Annotated in this window: 14 protein-coding genes; 12 read left to right on the top strand and 2 right to left on the bottom strand. The window is 63.5% G+C overall.

The window, feature by feature from the left end:
• Nucleotide 1: 1 nt before the first annotated feature.
• From ILT42_RS10425 to ILT42_RS10415, 3 genes are all read left to right on the top strand, one after another.
• On the top strand, nucleotides 2-1195 hold the full coding sequence (locus tag ILT42_RS10425; protein WP_204215528.1) for a CaiB/BaiF CoA transferase family protein: 1194 nt from the start codon (nucleotides 2-4) through the stop codon (nucleotides 1193-1195).
• 22 nt (nucleotides 1196-1217) lie between these two features.
• Nucleotides 1218-1655, top strand: a complete 438-nt coding sequence (locus ILT42_RS10420) for a PaaI family thioesterase (protein WP_204215527.1) — start codon at nucleotides 1218-1220, stop codon at nucleotides 1653-1655.
• Between the two features lie 164 nt (nucleotides 1656-1819).
• On the top strand, nucleotides 1820-3043 hold the full coding sequence (locus tag ILT42_RS10415; protein ID WP_204215526.1) for a polysaccharide pyruvyl transferase family protein: 1224 nt from the start codon (nucleotides 1820-1822) through the stop codon (nucleotides 3041-3043).
• A gap of 69 nt (nucleotides 3044-3112) precedes the next feature.
• Here ILT42_RS10415 and galE read toward each other — a convergent pair whose 3' ends face one another.
• Nucleotides 3113-4126 (bottom strand): UDP-glucose 4-epimerase GalE, encoded by a 1014-nt coding sequence (galE, locus tag ILT42_RS10410; protein ID WP_204215525.1) that lies wholly within the window; start codon nucleotides 4124-4126, stop codon nucleotides 3113-3115.
• Nucleotides 4127-4208: 82 nt separating this feature from the next.
• The gene (locus tag ILT42_RS10405) at nucleotides 4209-4694 is read right to left on the bottom strand and encodes a MarR family winged helix-turn-helix transcriptional regulator (RefSeq protein ID WP_204215524.1); all 486 of its coding nucleotides are present in this window, start codon (nucleotides 4692-4694) and stop codon (nucleotides 4209-4211) included.
• A 398-nt stretch (nucleotides 4695-5092) separates the two neighbouring features.
• Between ILT42_RS10405 and ILT42_RS10400 the strand changes: the two genes are divergently transcribed.
• From ILT42_RS10400 to ILT42_RS10360, 9 genes are all read left to right on the top strand, one after another.
• The gene (locus ILT42_RS10400) at nucleotides 5093-6832 is read left to right on the top strand and encodes a type I secretion system permease/ATPase (RefSeq protein ID WP_204215523.1); all 1740 of its coding nucleotides are present in this window, start codon (nucleotides 5093-5095) and stop codon (nucleotides 6830-6832) included.
• Entirely contained in the window at nucleotides 6819-8204 is a 1386-nt protein-coding gene (locus ILT42_RS10395; RefSeq protein WP_204215522.1) for an HlyD family type I secretion periplasmic adaptor subunit, read from the top strand. Before ILT42_RS10400 ends, ILT42_RS10395 begins: the two co-directional genes overlap by 14 nt.
• Nucleotides 8205-8587: 383 nt before the next feature.
• Nucleotides 8588-9328, top strand: coding sequence for a calcium-binding protein (locus tag ILT42_RS10390; RefSeq protein WP_204215521.1), 741 nt, complete (start codon nucleotides 8588-8590; stop codon nucleotides 9326-9328).
• A 60-nt stretch (nucleotides 9329-9388) separates the two neighbouring features.
• Nucleotides 9389-11629, top strand: a complete 2241-nt coding sequence (locus tag ILT42_RS10385; protein ID WP_204215520.1) for a glycosyltransferase — start codon at nucleotides 9389-9391, stop codon at nucleotides 11627-11629.
• Nucleotides 11626-12462, top strand: a complete 837-nt coding sequence (locus ILT42_RS10380) for a class I SAM-dependent methyltransferase (protein WP_204215519.1) — start codon at nucleotides 11626-11628, stop codon at nucleotides 12460-12462. Before ILT42_RS10385 ends, ILT42_RS10380 begins: the two co-directional genes overlap by 4 nt.
• Before the next feature lies 1 nt (nucleotide 12463).
• A complete protein-coding gene (locus tag ILT42_RS10375) occupies nucleotides 12464-13735 on the top strand; it encodes a glycosyltransferase family 4 protein (RefSeq protein ID WP_204215518.1) in 1272 nt (423 codons plus the stop codon).
• A complete protein-coding gene (locus ILT42_RS10370) occupies nucleotides 13732-14484 on the top strand; it encodes a hypothetical protein (protein ID WP_204215517.1) in 753 nt (250 codons plus the stop codon). The genes ILT42_RS10375 and ILT42_RS10370 overlap by 4 nt, the downstream gene beginning before the upstream one ends.
• 50 nt (nucleotides 14485-14534) lie before the next feature.
• Nucleotides 14535-16757, top strand: coding sequence for a glycosyltransferase family 2 protein (locus ILT42_RS10365; RefSeq protein WP_204215516.1), 2223 nt, complete (start codon nucleotides 14535-14537; stop codon nucleotides 16755-16757).
• Nucleotides 16754-18055 carry a glycosyltransferase family 4 protein gene (locus ILT42_RS10360; RefSeq protein ID WP_204215515.1) on the top strand — a complete coding sequence of 434 codons (1302 nt, stop codon included), beginning with the start codon at nucleotides 16754-16756 and terminating at the stop codon, nucleotides 18053-18055. Before ILT42_RS10365 ends, ILT42_RS10360 begins: the two co-directional genes overlap by 4 nt.
• The last annotated feature ends 16 nt before the right edge of the window (nucleotides 18056-18071 follow it).

The raw sequence follows: 18071 nt of genomic DNA, 5'->3' as shown, positions 1-18071 counted from the left end.
CATGCACCCTCTCGATGGAATCAAGGTCCTCGACCTTTCACGCGTTCTCGCCGGTCCCTGGTGCACGCAGACCCTTGCGGACCTCGGCGCCGAAGTGTGGAAGATCGAGGAGCCGACCCGAGGCGACGATACGCGGAGCTGGCGGCCACCCGAGATCGATGGCGAGTCCACGTATTTCATGTGCTGCAACCGTTCCAAGCTGTCCGTGGCGGTAGACCTTCGCCGACCGGAAGGCCAGAAGGCCGTGCGGGAGTTGGCCGCGAAGGCGGACGTGCTCGTCGAGAACTATCGCCGGGGAACGCTGTCCCGCTTCGGGCTTGATTATGAGCAGCTTCGTGAACTCAATCCGCGCTTGATTTATTGCTCGATTTCCGGCTACGGGCGAACAGGATCCCGCGCAGACGAAGCTGGCTACGATTTCGCCATCCAAGCCGAGAGCGGCCTAATGGCGATCACAGGTGAGCCGGACGGCACGCCGATGAAACACGGTGTCGCGATTACCGACATCATCACAGGCATGAACTCCGTCCAGTCCATCCTGGCCGCGTTGATCGCGCGGGAAAAGACGGGAGAGGGACAGCTCATCGACGCGTCGTTGTTCGACTCCGCCGTGGCACTGCTCGCCAATGTCGGCTCCGGTTACCTGCAGACCCAGTCCCCGCCGAAGCGCTACGGCAATGCTCACGCGACAGTCGTGCCTTATCAGCTCTTCGACACCGCTGACGGCGTTCTCGCGCTTGCAGTGGGCAACGATCAGCAATTCCGCGCCCTATGTGTTCAAGTGCTCGAAGACCTGGAATTGGCTGACGACGAGAGATACCAGAAGAACCGCGAGCGCGTCATGAACCGTGAGACGTTGATCCCGCATCTTGCGAAGCACTTCCGGTCGCGCACCACCCTCGACTGGATCGCGCGTCTCAAGCGGGCAGGGGTACCGGCCGGGCAGGTGAGATCGGTGCCAGAGGTTTTCAACGCGCCCGAGATCGCCGAGCGCGGCTTGGTATCGGATGTGTCCGATGCCAAGCATGGGCATGTGCGTTTGACGACGTCACCCCTGCGTCTCATGGGAACACCCGTGCGGATGCCCGAGGCGCCGCCACGACTGGGGGAGCACACGCAGGAGGTTTTGCAGCGTGAGCTTGGAATGAGCGATGCCGATCTGGCGCGGCTGCAATCCGAGACCCAGAGAACATAACAGGCGAGCGGGCGAGACCTCGATGGACGACGCACCCCTCTTCGATCCCTCTCTCGACGGCTGGGTTCAACGCAATGATGAGCCAGGGTTCATCGAGATGGCCGGTCCAATTTGGGAACGACGCGGAGACGATGGGCTTATCCTCGGGTTCGTGGTTCGCCCCATGCATTGCAATCGGCGTGGCGTCTTGCATGGCGGCATGCTGATGACGTTCGCGGACCAAGCTCTAGGCTTGTCGGCCTGGGAGGCCAACGCTGGATCGCCGCAGGCGACGATCCAGCTCGACACCCATTTCATCGCCGCCGTGGATGTCGGGGAGTTCGTGCAGGCTGAAACGCGGATCACGCGCAAGACTCGCTCACTGATCTTCATGAGCGGTAGCATCCATGTGAGCGGTCGGGTGGTCGCTACGGCTCAAGGGATCTGGAAGACTCTTCAAAAGGAAAGAAACGAAAATTGAAAACATTTTCGGAGTAAATTATTGGTTCAATAGTTGCTTTATAGCGCTAACATCGGAGAAGTATTATCGTTGACGGGCTAATATTGTTGATCATAATTTGATGTTCTCTTGGCCTCTTGAACTGAAAGTGGCCGCGTTTGGTTTGACATCAAGGATCAGGATCGATGCCCCAGGACGTTGCTTTGCTTGAGCCGGCTGCCGCCACCAGGCCGGCCAAAGCATCTTCCGCGCCAGCGCGCGTGGCCGTGCTTTGGCGATCACCCTCACTGGGACTCTATGCCAACGCGTCGTTCGACGAGCTTTATACCGGAATCGGTCACAACAACGGCAATTTGGCCTTTGTGTATGCCATCGCCAGTCAGATCGCGAATCCCGTAAAGTTCTTCGGATGGAGTGTCACGGCGGAAACGCTCCAGAAGAACGCCGATATCGTCGTGATCCCGTGTGCCAATCAACTGGGGCATCACACGGATTACGGGTCGATGGCCGAGAATCTTCACAAGTCCGGCCTGCCGGTCGTGGCAATCGGGCTCGGCGCCCAAGCAAACAGCTACGATCACGACATCGAGCTGAGCGAGGGCACATTGAGGTGGGCGCGGGTGATCGCAGCCTCCAATCCCTCCTCGTCCTCATCGAACATCTATACGCGTGGCGCCTACACGAGTGGCCAACTCGACAAGCTCGGTATCACGGGCTCGCTGGCTGGAGGATGCCCATCCCATTTTATCAATCAGGAGCCGGGCCTCGGGCAGAAGATCGCCGCGAATTGGAAGCAGCGCGAACTTCCGCGCGCGATCGCGGTCGCGGCCGGACATCAGGCCTGGGCGAAAACAAGGGAGATCGAGCACCAGCTCATCAGCCTGATGATGGATCCTGTCGCGCCCGGCCAGTACATCGTGCAGTCCATGGGCGAGATGATCAAGATCTCGCGCGGGATCTTCGATGAGAGCGACGCCAAGGCCCTAGCCGAGATCCACAAGCATACGGTCCCGCACTATACGGCCGAAGAGTTCAGGAACTGGTGCCGCAATTACGTCCGCTCCTACTACGACGTTCCGGCCTGGATGGATGTCCTTCGCCAGCATGACCTGACGGTCGGATGCCGCTATCATGGCGTGGCCCTTGGGCTTCAGGCCGCTCGTATGGGTTTGACGATCACCATCGACTCCCGAACACGGGAGCTCTGTGAGAATACCGGCGTACCCTATGTCGATGCGGGCGAGTTGACGATGCCACTGACCCGTTCGCGGCTCAACAAGCTGATCGCTTTCGACCCGGACACCTATGATCGGCATAGAGCCGAGGCCGCGGCCCGCTATGTAGGCTTTCTGGAGGCCAACGGGTTGAAGCCGGCGCAATTCCTCAAACGGATCGCATTGAGTCGATAGTCGGCGCGCGACCCGAGGAATGCGACAAGGCCCCGAAAGGGGCCTTGCCATGGGGGGCGATGCAAGGGTTCAGCTTGCAATTGGCAGAGGAGCTGCAGTCTCGAAGCCGGCGGGGTGGGCGGAGCGCCATCGCCATGCGGTTTCGACGATCGCTTCAAGCTTGTCGAAGCGGGGTTTCCAGCCTGTGTCCCTGATCAGTCGCTCGTTCGATGCAAGAAGAACAGGTGGGTCGCCGGGACGCTGCGGCCCGATCTTGTGGGGGACCTTTCGGCCCGACACACGCTCCACGGCCTTGATCACGTCCAAGACCGAATAGCCCGTTCCATTCCCGACATTATAGCGTCCGCCCTGACCCAACGCGAGACGGTCGAGGACGCGCAGATGAGCATCCGCCAGATCGGTGACGTGCACATAGTCCCGTACGGCGGTGCCGTCAGGCGTCTCGTAAGTGTCGCCAAACACCGTCAGCTCTGGTCCCAAGCCGAGAGCCGCATTGATCGCGAGGGGGATAAGATGGGTTTCAGGCGTGTGATCTTCGCCCAGCCGCCCCTCCGGGTCGGCGCCGGCGGCGTTGAAGTAGCGTAAGGCCGTCCAGTGGAGGCCATGGATCTTCCCGGCCCATTCTAGGCCCTTCTCAGCCATGAGCTTGGATTCGCCATAGGGCGAAATCGGCGACAGGAGCGATTCCTCGTCGATGGGAATACGATCAGGCATCCCGAACAAGGCGGCGGTGGAGGAAAGAACGAAGCGCTTGCAGTCCGACTTGATCGCCGCCTCGGCGACTCGCAGGGTGTTGTTGACGTTCTCGGCAAGATAGTGGAGCGGCTCGCGCATGCTCTCGCCGACCAGGGAGCGCGCGGCGAAATGCAGGACGCCGTCGAACGTCCAACCGGCGAAGATTTCGCGAAGTCGGGATTGATTTCCCAAATCCTCGACAACAAGTTCGACTCCCTTCGGCACCGCGCCCCGGTGACCCATGCTGAGGTCGTCCACCACTACGACGTCGTCGCCGCGCTCATGGAGTGCGAGAACTGTATGGCTTCCGACATAGCCGGCCCCACCTGTAACCAGAAAACGTGCCATAAGAATTGTCCTGAAGCTCACAAGGCGACACCGGGTGCAGCCTATTATAGGGTTGCATCAGCCGGAAAGAAGGTGTTGTCCGTCAGAGGGGCTGGGTCTCGCCGTAGCGGAGGGTACTCGTCCAGGCCTGCTCCAGGCGCCTCAAAGTCTTGAAGGCGATCTCGAGTTCCCGGGCCTCCTGCGAGGTCCGTGCGACGAGGCGCTGGTAGGACTCATCGAGCTTGCGCACATCTTCGCAGAGCTTGCGACCCTTGTCCGAGAGCCGGATGCGGGCGGAGCGTCTGTCGCGCTCCGAGGCATTGCGGTCCACATAGCCGGTCTCGACGAGCCGCTTCAGGTTATACGACGCATTGGAGCCGAGGTAATAGCCTCGGTCGATAAGGTCGCGAACCGACAATTCATCATTGCCGATCGTGAATAGCATCAGGACCTGCGACGGACTCAGATCGTCGACGCCGAGCCGGCCGAGATCCAGGCGGAAGAGATCGAGATAACGGCGGTGGACACGCTCGACCAAACGCACCAGGTCGAGATGTGCAACGGAAGTGGTGTCTTCAACCGTTTCCATGGGCTCCTTGGGGGCATCCTTATGAACTGCCGCCGCAGCCGGGACGGGCTGCGAACCGGACTGTGAGTAAGAGGGAAAGTTCGCAGCCGAGATCTGTACCAGAGCGGTAAGCTCGTCGATAGACTTATGTTCCATTCTGTACCTGCCACGTCTCGAGTGATTGGTTCGAAATTCGAACTATTTCCGAGGCGTTTCCCAAAGATAATGTCTTCTATATTTTGTTATTGATTATCACCGCATTGATCTATTCTAGGGTGACAATCGAGAAAATTAACATATGCTAGTAACGTGATTTGTCGAGCGCTAAATAGATCCGGACAAATTCCTACCTCAGTGCGGTCGATTTGCCTTTCGATTGCCGACTATGCTTGCATTTTGTTCAAAAAGGGGCTTCTCGAATGAGCACCGTTCGAGCTGCAGACATTATTCGGAACGCCCGCAAGGCCTTCTGGTTGGGCCTCCTCTATGCCGGGCTGCTCAGCGCGGTGATCAATATTCTTCAGCTGACCGTTCCGCTCTTCATGCTGCAAGTTCATGATCGGGTGGTGAACAGCCAGAGCATCGATACGCTCGTCATGCTGATCGTCGTGGCCGGCCTTGGGCTCATTCTCTTCGGGATCCTGGATTATGTCCGCGCGCTCACTTTCCAGGTGATGGGAAGCGTTCTCCTGCGCAAGTTGAACCTGCCCGTTCTTCAGGCGGCGGTCGCGGCCTCCCTTCAGCAGGGCGCCGCCCGGGCCGGTCAGGCGGTTCGGGATCTGAACGACATCCGCAGCTTCCTGACCGGCAATTCCATCAGCGTCCCGCTCGAGGCGATCTGGTGTCCGATCTTCCTGGCGGTTCTCTTCGCCCTGCACCCCCTTTACGGTCTGGTTGCCCTGGCCTCGGCCGTCATCCTCTTCGTGCTCAGCCTCTGCTCGGATTTTCTAACCCGCCACACGCTGAAGGCCGCCAGCGAGGCATCGATCAGCGGCATCGCGGATGTCAGCGCCACGCTCCGGCATGCGGAAGCCATCGAGGCCATGGGCATGCTCCCCGCCCTGGCCCGCCGTTGGCGCGGCGGACAGATCCGCGCTCTGGATCTCACGGACATTGCGGCCCGCCGTGGACGGATGATGTCCTCCATTACACGAACGTGCCGTTACATGATGCAGATTGTGGTGCTGTCGGTGGGGGCCGTCCTGGTGATCCGGCAGGAGGTGAGCCCCGGCACCATGGTGGCCTCCAGTATCATCATGGGTCGGCTGCTGCTGCCGTTCGACTCGATGGTGGACGGTTGGCGACAATGGGTGCTCGCCCACGCTGCCTGGAAGAGGGTTTGCAGCCTTCTGGAGAACGAAACTCCGAAACGGGACACCACGCCCACTCCGCGCACGAGCGGAGACCTCACGGTCGACCGGTTGGTCTATGCGGCGCCTGGAATGGATGTACCGATCCTCAAGGGAATTTCCTTCACGCTCTCGCCAGGCGATGTGCTGGGAGTCGTAGGCCCCTCGGCCGCGGGGAAGTCGACCCTCGCGCGCTTGCTGGTGGGCGTGCTCAAACCGACGGCGGGCGGCATCTACCTCGACGGTCACAACGTGTTCCTCTGGGAGCGGGGCTCGTTCGGCGACATGATCGGTTACCTGCCCCAGTCCATTTCGCTCCTGGACGGAACGATCCGGGAGAATATCGCCCGCATGCGAGAGGCCGACCCCCGGCTGGTCATCGAGGCGGCCCGGCAGGCGGACGTGCACGACATGATCGGGCGCCTGCCGCTGGGCTACGACACGCGGATGGGGGACAGCGGCTATCTGCTGTCCGGAGGCCAAAGGCAGCGTCTCGCCCTGGCGCGCGCGATCTACGGCAAGCCCCGTCTCGTGGTGCTCGATGAGCCGAACGCCAATCTCGACACCGAAGGAGAACGCGCGCTGATCCGGGCCATCGATGCGCTGCGCGCCGATGGGACGATCGTCATCCTCATCGCTCATCGCCCATCCATCATGCAAGTCGCAGACAAGCTCCTGGTGCTTCAGGACGGCCGCATCAGCCAGTTCGGGCCACGCGCCGACGTCATCAATCTCGATCGCAAGGACGGAGGCGCGATGGTGACGGAAGCGGACGCGAGCCGGAGAAAGGTTCGTCATGGCCAAAGCTGAGATCGTGGCTCAGGCGTCTCGGTCCGTCATCCCGTCAAGGCCGGACGACAACCGGAACTGGGTCGAGCGCTTCGAGGCGGAGGAGCCGAAGGGCCCCTCGCTCCGCATGCCCGTCATCGCCGGCCTCGTGGCGATCATCGGCGGCGTGGGCGGACTGGCGGGCTGGGCCTTCGCGGCCCATCTCGACAGCGCGGCCATCGCCAACGCGACGGTCATCGTCGATTCCAAGCGAAAGACGGTAAGTCATCTCGAGGGCGGGATTCTCGAAAAGCTGCTGGTTCAGGAGGGTGACGTCGTCCGGGTTGGTCAGCCGCTCCTTCAACTGGACGGAACGCGGGCCAAATCGGAGCTGGAGCAATTACGGGCCAGGCGACTCGGACTGGAAGCCCGGCTCGTTCGGCTCCGCGCAGAGCAGGGTGGCCTGACGGAGTTGGATTTCCCCGCAACTCTCGATGAATCACCGAGCCCGATCGCGTCCGCGGTGGTCACGGCTGAACGGAATGTCTTCCAGGCCAGGCGGGAGATGTTCAGGCGGCGGGTTGAGATCCAGCAGAAGACCGTCGAGCAGCAGAACGCCGAGTTGACCGCCATCAAGGCACAGACGGAGGCCAATACGCGACAGGCCGATCTTCTGGCCCGCGAGATTTCCGCTGTCTCCGGCCTTGTCGAGAAAGGCTATGCGCCGCGTCCCCGGCTCACCGAGCTTCAGACACGGGAGAGCGAACTGGTCGGGCGGGCTGCCGAACTCGTCGGGCGCAAGGCCAAGGCAGAGCAAGCCAGGAGCGCGGCTGAGCTGGAAATTCTGTCGCTCGGAAACGACTTCCAGCAGCAGGTAGCGTCCGACCTTCAGACAAGCCAGCTCGAGCTGGCAGACACCATGGAGAGGATCAGCGCCGCGGGCGACGTCCTCAAGCGCGTGATCGTGGTCTCGCCCCAGAACGGCGTCATCACCGACATCCGGACCCGAACTCCAGGCGGCGTCATCGGGGCCGGGCAGGCGATCCTCGACATCGTGCCGGAGCATGAGCCGTTGATCGTGGAGGCGAAGGTCGGTTTGCGCGACATCGACTCGGTGCGCACCGGTGCTCCGGTCCAAGTGCGCCTCACGGCCTACAATAACCGCAGTACGCATCCTCTGACCGGCGAGGTGACCTACCTCTCAGCCGATCAGCAGATCGACGAGCGAAACGATTCCGCATTCTACATCGCCCGCGCATCGATCTCTCCCGAAAGTCTGGCAGCCAATCCCGACGTCAGGTTGTATCCGGGGATGTCAGCCGAGGTTCTGATCATCAATAAACCGCGCAGGGCGATCGACTACCTCCTGTCGCCCATCACCGAGAGCTTCAATCGATCCTTCCGCGAGGAGTGAAGGCTCACTGAGCGCAACCGCTCATCGTTCCCCCACCTTGCCCCGACAGCCCCGCTGCCGGGGCCTTTTTAATTTTGAAGGATCTAAAAATACTACATAAAACATGTTTCGAATTTCATATTAATATAGATACAAAATATAAATTTAAATATAGCGTATTGTACCAAGTACAACTGCTTCAGAAAACTATCCTTAAGGATGATTTTATTGATGGATTGCGCTTTACAACCTATAAATGTTCCTGCAGTGTTGCGTTGCGGTAGGCATTAAATACTGATTCAGGTCTCTCGGAACTGAAATCTACTCACAGCCTGGCCGTACAACCAGTCAGACCAAAACACCGGCGGATCGGTTCCGCACGGCCAGACTCCAAGGAGACAGGTATGGCAACTCTAGAGGGCGGCGCATACGACGACGTTCTGCTCGGCACGCGTTCCCCGGACGTCATCTTCGGCCACGGCGGCGATGATTTTGTGTTCGGCGGCGGCGGCAACGACGCGATCTTCGGCGAAGCCGGCGACGACATTCTGTTCGGCGGCGATGGGAACGATGTGCTCTTCGGCGGCGCGGGCAACGACATTCTCTTCGGCGGCGCCGGAGCCGACCTGCTTCAGGGCGGCGCCGGCGACGACATCATCTTCGGCGGCAACGACGCCGACATACTCCAGGGCAACGCGGGCGACGACTACCTGCGCGGCGGCAACGGCAACGACATCCTCCAGGGCGGCGACGGGAACGACATCCTCGATGGCGAGTCCGGCGATGACCTGCTTCAGGGCGGTGCCGGCGACGACATCCTGCGCGGCGGCTCGGGCGACGACATCCTTCAGGGTGGTGCCGGGGACGACATCCTCTCGGGTGGCCTTGGCAAGGACGTGTTCGCGTTCTCCGGCGGCGGCGGCAACGATGTCGTTCTCGACTTCAAGGTCGGCGAGGATATCCTGCAGATCTCGAAGGGCATCAACGGCACGGACATCCAGTCGGCCGACGATTTGGCGGGCCGCCTGCATCAAGTGGGCGACAATACGCTCGTGGACCTGGGCAACGGCGACACGATCACGCTCGTCAATGTGGACGCCGACGACGTCCAGACCAATCCGGGCGATTACTTCACCGTCCATTGACAATGATCCGGGGCCGTCGCTCTCCGCGACGGCCCCGTCCCAACGGGGCTTACGCATCGCATGGCGCTGCTTGACGCAATCGAGACCGAACACGACGTGGATCATCAGGATGGACCACGGGCCGCGCTCCTAGGCCAGGGCGTGGTTCTTGTCGTCTGGGATGTCGCCATGCCCGGCTTGCTCTTACCCTCGCTCGCGGCGGATAACGGGACGGCCGTTGCGCCGACAGCGTCCCTCAAGCTTCCTCTCGTCAATGGCGGAACGCGACTTGTTTGGGTTCTGCGCCGCCACGTTGCCGGTCTGTCCCTGACCCTGTCCACGGGGCCGAAGGGCCTCACCAGCGGCATCCATCTTCGCGCGAGCGGAGACCTCGATGCTGCTTCTCCATTCTCGCTTCTGAGCGATACGACAGCTCCCGGGCAAGCAGCCCTGCTATCCGCCCTCGTGGGCGTTTGGAGCAATCTCTTCAAGCTCCAGCGCGATCCCGTCTACAACCGGACCGTTCGCGCCCTGCTGCGGGCGCTCGCATCGGACACCCCCATGGCGTCGGTCGTTGCACGTGCGCCCGAAGACGCGGTCGTGCTGCGGGCGGTGCTGGACAAACCTGGCGCCGCGGACGATCAAGTCTATCTGGTGTCGTCCAGCGGCATGGCCCGCATCCGCTCGCGCCCCCATCGCATGCGGGGCCGGCAGGGCTCGTCCGACGTCTTCCATTGCCTGGCGCCTTCCCCCTTGGCTACGGGCAAGGACGCTTTCCTCGCTTTCGCCGGTCAAAGCGGGCTTCGCGTCCGGGCGGTGCAGCCGGCTCAGGCGGCCGTTCACCCGCTCGCCCAATGGCTGAGGGAGCACGCCAAGGGCGCGCCGGGCTTGCGTGAGCATCTCCTGGCCGAGATCGCCGCACAGTCCGAAGCCGGGCGTTCGGCCGCCATCGAAATCCAGATTTCGGCACCCCTCGACCCGCAACGTGTCTCGGGAGGCGCTTCCGGCCTGTCCGCCGAGGTGACATGCGCCCTCGCGACAGAGGCCGGAACATTGGTGGCGGGGTGGGTGCACGACCCCTCCCAGCTGACATCCGGATTGGCCGCCGCCGGTGCGGATGGGGCGATGCGCGAACTCACGCCCGCTCTTCATCGCTACCCTTTGACCGTGCATGCGGCTGACCGCCCGCCATTCGCCGCCTCCGGCTTCGTGGCGCTGTCTCCGGCGGACCGGCCGTCAGGCGTGCCCCTGCTTCAACCGCGCTTCCGGCTGCTCATGAAATCGGGTGCCTACCACCCTCTCGTGCCGAGGCGTCAGCCAGCCGACCCCGTTGAGGCCCGCGCGCAGGCGCTCCGGGCGGTTCCGCCCCAGTTCGTCGACGAAAGGCTGCTTGCGGACGTCATCGCGCCCGTGGTGGCGAATCTGCACGCCCGGGCCGGAGCCCAGCGGCCGGCCCCTCGGCTCATCGCGATCGGGACACCGTCGAGTCGGCCCAGGATGTCCGTGGTCATTCCGCTCTACAAGGTTCTCGACTTCCTGCGATTCCAGATCGCATCCTTCGCCACGGACCCGTCGTTCCGGCGCTCGGCCGAATTGATCTACGTGCTCGACTCTCCCGATCAGGCGACCGAGGTCGAGCAGATCCTGAGGGGCCTCCATCTCATCTACGGATTGCCCGTCACACTCGTGGTGATGGCCCGCAATGCAGGGTACGCCCATGCCTGCAACACGGGCGCGGCGTTCGCGAAGGGCGACGTGCTGGCTCTCGTCAACTCGGACATCATTCCGACCGCCCCGGGCTGGCTCGACGGACTGGCCTCCAAGCTCGACGCCCGCCGACGGATCGGGATCGTCGGGCCGAAGCTGCTGTTCGAGGACGGGTCGTTGCAGCACGCGGGCATGTACTTCGAGCGTGACCATCAGGGCCGCTGGCTGAACCATCACTACTTCAAGGGAATGCCGCGCCACTATGCCCCCGCGACGCAGGAGCGTCTTGTGCCGGCCGTGACCGGTGCATGCCTCGTCATGCCGCGGTCGTTGTTCGAGCGGGTGAATGGGTTCACCGAGGATTACGTCATCGGCGACTACGAAGACAGCGACCTTTGCCTGAAGGCCGTCAGCCTGGAGCGCCGGATCCTCTACGTGCCGGATGTGGAACTCTACCACCTCGAGCGCAAATCCATGGCCCAGAACGCCGATTACATGCGCGGCATCGCTTGGCAGTACAATTGCGCACTCCATGGCGCCCGTTGGGGAACGCTCATTACCGACATCATGAAAGGGCAGGTCCGCGCGGGCCGGCCGAGGAGCAAAGCTGCATGAACGCGCAGGCCGGCATCAAGAATGCATCCCAAGAGGCTTCGTTGCCGCAGGACGAGAACCAGCGGCTCTCCTGGCTGATGCGATCCATCGAAGGCAACCGCTTCCTGCCCGCGCCGGATCCGGAAAACGTCTTCGTCGGGGACGGGGACTACCGCGCCATCGGGGCCGAGTATCTGGGGCACTTCGTCAGGATCGGTGGATTGCGTCCTTCCGACCGCGTCCTCGACATCGGCTGCGGCATCGGCCGCATGGCCGTTCCCCTCACGCAGTATCTCGATCCCATGAGCGGCCGCTACGAGGGCGTCGATCCCGTCAAGGAGGGGATCACGTGGTGCACGCAGAACATCACGCCCGTCTACCCTCACTTCCGCTTCTGCCAGATCGACTTGGCGCACGAGTTGTATAATCCGGGCGGATCTCTTGCGGGCCAAGATGTGGTGCTGCCGTTTGCCGACGCCAGCTTCGACTTCATCGCGATGGTGTCCGTGGCGACTCATCTTCCGCCGAAGGAGATCGACGCATACGCCCGGGAAGCCGCACGACTTCTGGCACCCGGCGGGCGCCTTTTCATGACGGCCTTCCTGGTCTTGCCCGAGGATCTCGAGCGGGCCGGCGCGCGGCCGAAGTTCACGGCCGGCAAGGACGAGGGAACCTGGTACGGGGATCCCTCGGCTCCGCTGGGCGCGATCGGCTTCGATCCCCTGATCGTGGACGGTGCCGTCGAGAAGGCCGGCCTGGAGACGCTGAGCATCGGGCTCGGCCACTGGCGCGGAACCGAGAGCACTCACTACCAAGACATCGTCGTCGCCGGCAGGCCTGGGAAAGCGGCTTGACATGCGGGTCCTGGTCGTCGCCCACAACCACCCCGACCTGCATCCCGGCGGAACCGAGATCTTCGCCCACGATCTTTTCCGCGTCTATCGGACGCGGCCGGACACGGACGCTCTCTTCCTCGCGGCCACAAACCGCGTCCATCGCGAACCGAGGCCCGGAACGAGTTTCCAGGCGGTCGGAGACGCGCCCGACGAGGTCGTGCTCTGGTGCGGGCATTTCGACGCCTTCTATCTCAGCCAGATCGACACCTTCGGTGTCGTGCCCCATCTGGTCAGCCTCTTGGAAGAGTTCCGGCCCGAGGTCGTCCACATCCATCATGTCCTGCTGATGGGAGCGGAGTTCATCGCCCTCGTACGACGCATCCTCCCGGATGCCCGGATCGTCATGACCCTCCACGATTACTACGCCATCTGCGCGCATGACGGGCTGATGATGCGCACCAAAGGGCGCGAACGCTGCGATAGGTCCTCTCCCAACCGGTGCCAGTCGTGCTTTCCGGAGTTGTCGGCGGATCGCTTCCTGCTTCGGGAGACCCACCTCAAGACTCTGTTCGCCCAGGTCGACCGGTTCATCGCACCCAGCGCCTTCATCCGGCAGCGCTTCATCGAATGGGGGCTGTCGCCCGCCAGGATCGAGGTTCAGCCCAATGGCCGGCCCAAGGCAGAGGTTGCGCCGCATCGTACGTCCCACGACGGCCGCCGCGCGGTTTTCGGCTATTTCGGCAATCTCAATCCCTGGAAGGGCGCGTCCGTGCTGCTTCAAGCGAGCCGGAGGCTCATCGCCGAGGAACTGGATGGTTTCGAATTGCGCATTCATGGGGGCGCGCCCTTCCAGGCCGAGAGCTTCTTGAGCGAGATCGACGCACTGGCGCAGGAGACCGCCCCGAACGTCGTTCGCCTCGGCGCCTATAAACCCCGCGATATTCCCAGCCTCATGACCATGGTGGATTGGGTGGTGGTTCCCTCCATCTGGTGGGAGAATGCGCCCCTTGTCATCCAGGAGGCCTTCCATCATCGCCGGCCCGTGATCGTCAGCGGGATCGGCGGGATGGCTGAAGCCGTGCGCGACGGGGTCGACGGCTTGCACGTCCGCCCCGACGATCCGATGGCGTTGGCCCGGACGATGAGGGTCGCGGCCGACACGCCCGGACTCTGGGACCGTCTGGTCTCCTGTATCAAGCCGCCTCCATCGATCGAGGAGGTGGCTGAAAGGCATCTCGCCCTTTACGGCGAACTCGCCGGAACCCCGCAATCGCAAGCGAGCGCCGCATGAGCACGGCTGAAAACAAAATTCCCGTGGCCGCTCCGGTTGCCGGGCCCGACATCCAAGGGCGACTCGATGCCGTCGACGGACGAAGGCTCTACGGATGGGTTTGGGACCGGACCCAGCCCCAGGAGCGTCTTCTCGTTCGTGTCCTCTTCCGCGGCAGGACGATCTCGTCCACCACGGCCGACAGGCCGCGCATCGACCTGAGGCGCAACGGGATCGGCGACGGCGGATATGCCTTCGAGGTCGAACTGCCCGAAGCGGCCGCCGCGGAGCCGGAGGGGCTGGAGGTCGTCGCGGTGTCGCGTTCGACCGGCGAAGAGGTCGTGCTGCCCGTGCCGAGCCAGAACGAGCGCGTGACGGAAGCCGCCATCAACGCCCCGCTCAGCCGGGTCATGGACCAGCTCGAGGTACTCATCGCGGCCCAGCGCCGTTCGCAGTTCATCCTGCGCGAGGCCGCGGAGTTGATGCGGGGGACCGCCGAACAGGTGGAGAAAATGTCGTCCAAGGAGGATGGCATCGGCGCCGCCCTCGACGTGACCCGGGCCGGGCAGGGCGAACTGGCCCAACGCATCGCCGATATCGAAGTTTTCCTGATGCGGTTCGACCGGATGATCGCGGGCTTCGACGACCGGATCAAGGACCTGACCAAGACCGCCGACCGGCCCATGCGCCGCGCCGTCGGCCTCATCGTGGCGCTCACGGTCATATCGGCCGCCAGCGCCGTCTCCACTCTCGCGATCGCGCTTCGCTAGGACGGCTCATGACCCTATCAGCACGGCCTGCTACCCCACGTGACCCGGATATGGCCCCCTCCCGCAGCGAACTCCTGGCCGGCGTCGCCCTGGCCCTCGACCAGCTCGGGCTTCCGACGGACGGCGAGACCGCGATCGCGTCTCCCATCGGGGAGGACCTCCTCCTGGTCAGTGGGGTCACGGACGCGATGCCGGACATCGTTCCGGTACTCCTCAACGGCGACCCGGCTCTATCCATGAAAGCCGGGGTCGTGACGTGGCCCCGGCCTGACGCTCCCGCCGAAGCCAGGCTGGGATTCGTGGCTATCGTGCCCGTGAAGGTCGTCGGCCGGGTGCGCGTCCGGTCCATCGTCATGCGTCGGAAGGGTTATCCGGCGCGCTACACCCTCGTGCGACGGGCGCTGCCGCTTCCGAGCCTCATGACCATCCTGTCGCAGGACGCCGCCGCCGGTTTTCCCCAGGTCGCCGACGGCGTCGCCCAGGCGCTCATATCGGGCAAGCCGAGCCCCAAGCGGCTGGCGGCCGCGCTGGCGGTCCTGACCGCCGCCGCCCGGGACGACGGCTTCATCGAAGTCATGGGCGCCCTCGACACCGGCGACGTGTTCCTGCAGGGGTGGTGCAACGAACTTCCGGCCGACAAGACGCGGCTCCTGATCGCCCATGACGGGATCGTGGCCGCAGACTTCCGCAGCGCGCGGGTCGAGCGCCAGGATCTCGGCGGGGCAGGGCATGGCTTCGCGGGCATCCTGCAATCCGGTGAGAAGCCCCTCGACCCCCGAAAGATCGACCGGGTCTTCTTCCGGGGGAAGGACGGCTGGCATGCGCTGGACGTCTACGAGCGCCGGGTCCACCTCGTTCCCACCGATGTGCCGGCCCATATCAGGGACGTCCTGCCCCGAGCCGCCGCAGGGCCCGACACCATCACGGTGCTTCGCCGGGCCGGAGAACGCTTCGACGGCCGCGATACCGTGTCGACCTCCGGAAAACCCGTTCGGATCGGCATGGACATGGTGCTGGAGCTCCCCTCCGGCGGCATGCTGGTCGGCGGCTGGATGCTGGACCCAGGGCGGCTGGTCGCCTCCGTGACCCTCCATGCGGGCGGGCAATCGGGGGTGGTCGACAGGACTTGGACCCGTCTTCCGCGCACGGACGTCACCACGTCGTTCCAGCATGACCATGCCTTCATGGGCCTCTTGGACCCGCAGCGGCACGACCATGGCTTCCTCGCGTTCGTCCCAGGCTTGGTCAGTGCGGGCGGGCCGGTCTACTTCGAACTGTCCCTGGGCGAGGACGGTGCGACCTTCTACCCATTGAAGCCGACCCTCACGCCGTCCCGCAGGGCCTTGGACCGGGTGATGGCGGCTCTCGATCCGCGCTCGGCCGCCGCCACGATGGCGATCGAGACCCATATCGGCCCGATGATTCAAGGGGGAGACCACCCACGCCCGAGCGTGGTGGACGTTCGGGATTTCGGGTTCGACGAGACCGCGAGCGGCACCGGCCTCATCGTCGGGGGAGGCAGCGACGCGGAGGAAATTCTCATAACCCTGTCGCTGCTCGCCCTTGATCCCGATACCTGCGCGCTGCCGATCATCGTGTCCGCGCCCTTGGAGACCTTCGGCAGGATCGCCGCCGAGGTCCAGCGGATGGCCGGGTTCTATGGGCTGGCGGTCCGGCTTGTCGCTTGCGAGGGCGCACAGGATTCCTGCGATGGCCTGGAGGCCGCGACGACCCGCGCGGGACAGCTCGACGCCTTCCTGTTCCTGTCGGCGGGCGTCCTGCCCCGCCAGAAGGGATGGTTCTCGCTTCTCGAACAGGCTTACCGGGGACGAAGCGGCAAGGCTCTGGTCAGCCCTACGATTGTGTTCGAGGACAACTCGATCTGCTTCGCGGGAACGAGGCTCGATCCGGACAAGCGGCAGCTCATGGACCAGTTCCTCGGCTACCCGCGGGACGTGATCCAGGGGGCCGAACCCGCCGAGGTGATCGCCGGCTCCGCGTCCTGCTGCATCCTGTCTCGAGGCGCGTTCGAGAAGATCGGTGGGTTCAGCCGCTCCTACGTGAGCGCGAAGGAGAAGGGCCGCGACCTCTGCCTGAAGCTCAAGCTCGCGGGGACGCCCTCCGTCTGGCTTCCGGATGTCGAAATGGTCTCGGCGGACGGCTCCGCCACGGGTTCCGGGCTGCCCTGGCAACGCCTGACCCAGCGGGTGGACCGGTGGAGCTTCGACCGGCGCTGGTTGCTTCTCATTGCCAATATGCGAGGTGCAGAATGAGCAAACGTCCCTTCCGGGTCCTAGTCGTTTCCCACGGCCACCCGAGCCTGTCCCTCGGGGGAGCCGAGATCGCCTCCTACAACCTGCACAAGGGCCTCAATGAGATCGAGGACGTAACGTCACGGTTTCTCGCCCGGGTGGGCCACCCCGTGGTGCGGCACGGCGAGACCGCGCTCCTGAGCCTGCGCCAGAAGGAAGGCGAGATCCTCTACCACGCGGACGATTACGACCATTTCCTGCTGTCCAACCACAATACGGAGGAAGTCGAGCGCGATTTCCTGCGCGTCGTCCGGGAATTGAAGCCCGACGTCATCCATTTCCACCATTTCATCGGCCTGGGGCTCGAATGCCTCTATGCGGTGCGGCGAGCGCTGCCCGACACGATCATCGTCGTGACCTTCCACGAGTATCTGTCCATCTGCCATCACCACGGCCAGATGGTGAAAACGCGAAACGCGGCCCTGTGCAAGCAGGCCTCGCCTGCCGATTGCAACGCCTGCTTCCCGGAGATTTCCCCGGCCCGCTTCCTTCGCCGGGAGCATTTCGTGCGCGGGATGCTGGAGGTGGCCGATCACTTCATCTCGCCGAGCCATTTTCTGGTCGACCGCTATGTCGAGTGGGGACTCGAGCGGGCGAAGTTCACGGTTATCGAGAACGGCCTCGACATCGTCGAGCCGGCCGCCCCGCGACCCTTGGCGCCGGGGGGACGAAGGTCGCGCTTCGCCTATTTCGGCCAGATCACGGCCTTCAAGGGCGTCGATGTGCTGCTGGATGCGGTATCGCGCATCCCGGACGCGGTCTGGGGCGACGACGCGCAGCTCATGATCTTCGGCGGCAACCTGGAGCGACAGCCCAAGCCGTTCCAGGACAAGGTGGAAAGACTGATCGAGCGCGCCGGATCCCGCGTCCGTTTCTACGGGGCCTATCAGAACGGCGAGATGCCGCGCCTGATGCGCTCCATCGACTGGACCATCATCCCATCGATCTGGTGGGAGAACTCTCCGATCGTGATCCAGGAATCCTTCTTTCACGGCCGCCCGATGATCTGCAGCAATATCGGTGGCGTGGCGGAGAAGATCACGGACGGGGTCAACGGTCTTCACTTTCGTGTCGGCTCGTCCGAGGACCTCATCGACCGCATGGTCGAAGCGCTCACGGACGCAACACTTTGGGATCGTATGCGGGCCGGAATCCGGCGGCCCATCGGGTCGGACGAATGCGCCCGCCAGCATTTGGATCTCTACCAGACCATCGCCGAAATCCGGCAGCTCGACAACCGCCCTGCGCTGTCCGCGTAAGGTGCGCAACCCATCC

Origin of the sequence: Microvirga pudoricolor, from assembly GCF_016892705.1 — a bacterium.
Classification (GTDB): Bacteria; Pseudomonadota; Alphaproteobacteria; order Rhizobiales; family Beijerinckiaceae; genus Microvirga; species Microvirga pudoricolor.
Note: the sequence above shows the minus strand (reverse complement) of the source record. Positions and strands in the feature narration are given on the sequence as shown.

Bases quoted from the DNA above. Each gene is read 5' to 3' on its own strand.
- ILT42_RS10425 (WP_204215528.1), top strand. From the start codon at position 2: ATGCACCCTCTCGATGGAATCAAGGTCCTCGACCTTTCACGCGTTCTC.
- ILT42_RS10420 (WP_204215527.1), top strand. From the start codon at position 1,218: ATGGACGACGCACCCCTCTTCGATCCCTCTCTCGACGGCTGGGTTCAA.
- ILT42_RS10415 (WP_204215526.1), top strand. From the start codon at position 1,820: ATGCCCCAGGACGTTGCTTTGCTTGAGCCGGCTGCCGCCACCAGGCCG.
- galE (WP_204215525.1), bottom strand. From the start codon at position 4,126: ATGGCACGTTTTCTGGTTACAGGTGGGGCCGGCTATGTCGGAAGCCAT.
- ILT42_RS10405 (WP_204215524.1), bottom strand. From the start codon at position 4,694: ATGGAAACGGTTGAAGACACCACTTCCGTTGCACATCTCGACCTGGTG.
- ILT42_RS10400 (WP_204215523.1), top strand. From the start codon at position 5,093: ATGAGCACCGTTCGAGCTGCAGACATTATTCGGAACGCCCGCAAGGCC.
- ILT42_RS10395 (WP_204215522.1), top strand. From the start codon at position 6,819: ATGGCCAAAGCTGAGATCGTGGCTCAGGCGTCTCGGTCCGTCATCCCG.
- ILT42_RS10390 (WP_204215521.1), top strand. From the start codon at position 8,588: ATGGCAACTCTAGAGGGCGGCGCATACGACGACGTTCTGCTCGGCACG.
- ILT42_RS10385 (WP_204215520.1), top strand. From the start codon at position 9,389: ATGGCGCTGCTTGACGCAATCGAGACCGAACACGACGTGGATCATCAG.
- ILT42_RS10380 (WP_204215519.1), top strand. From the start codon at position 11,626: ATGAACGCGCAGGCCGGCATCAAGAATGCATCCCAAGAGGCTTCGTTG.
- ILT42_RS10375 (WP_204215518.1), top strand. From the start codon at position 12,464: ATGCGGGTCCTGGTCGTCGCCCACAACCACCCCGACCTGCATCCCGGC.
- ILT42_RS10370 (WP_204215517.1), top strand. From the start codon at position 13,732: ATGAGCACGGCTGAAAACAAAATTCCCGTGGCCGCTCCGGTTGCCGGG.
- ILT42_RS10365 (WP_204215516.1), top strand. From the start codon at position 14,535: ATGGCCCCCTCCCGCAGCGAACTCCTGGCCGGCGTCGCCCTGGCCCTC.
- ILT42_RS10360 (WP_204215515.1), top strand. From the start codon at position 16,754: ATGAGCAAACGTCCCTTCCGGGTCCTAGTCGTTTCCCACGGCCACCCG.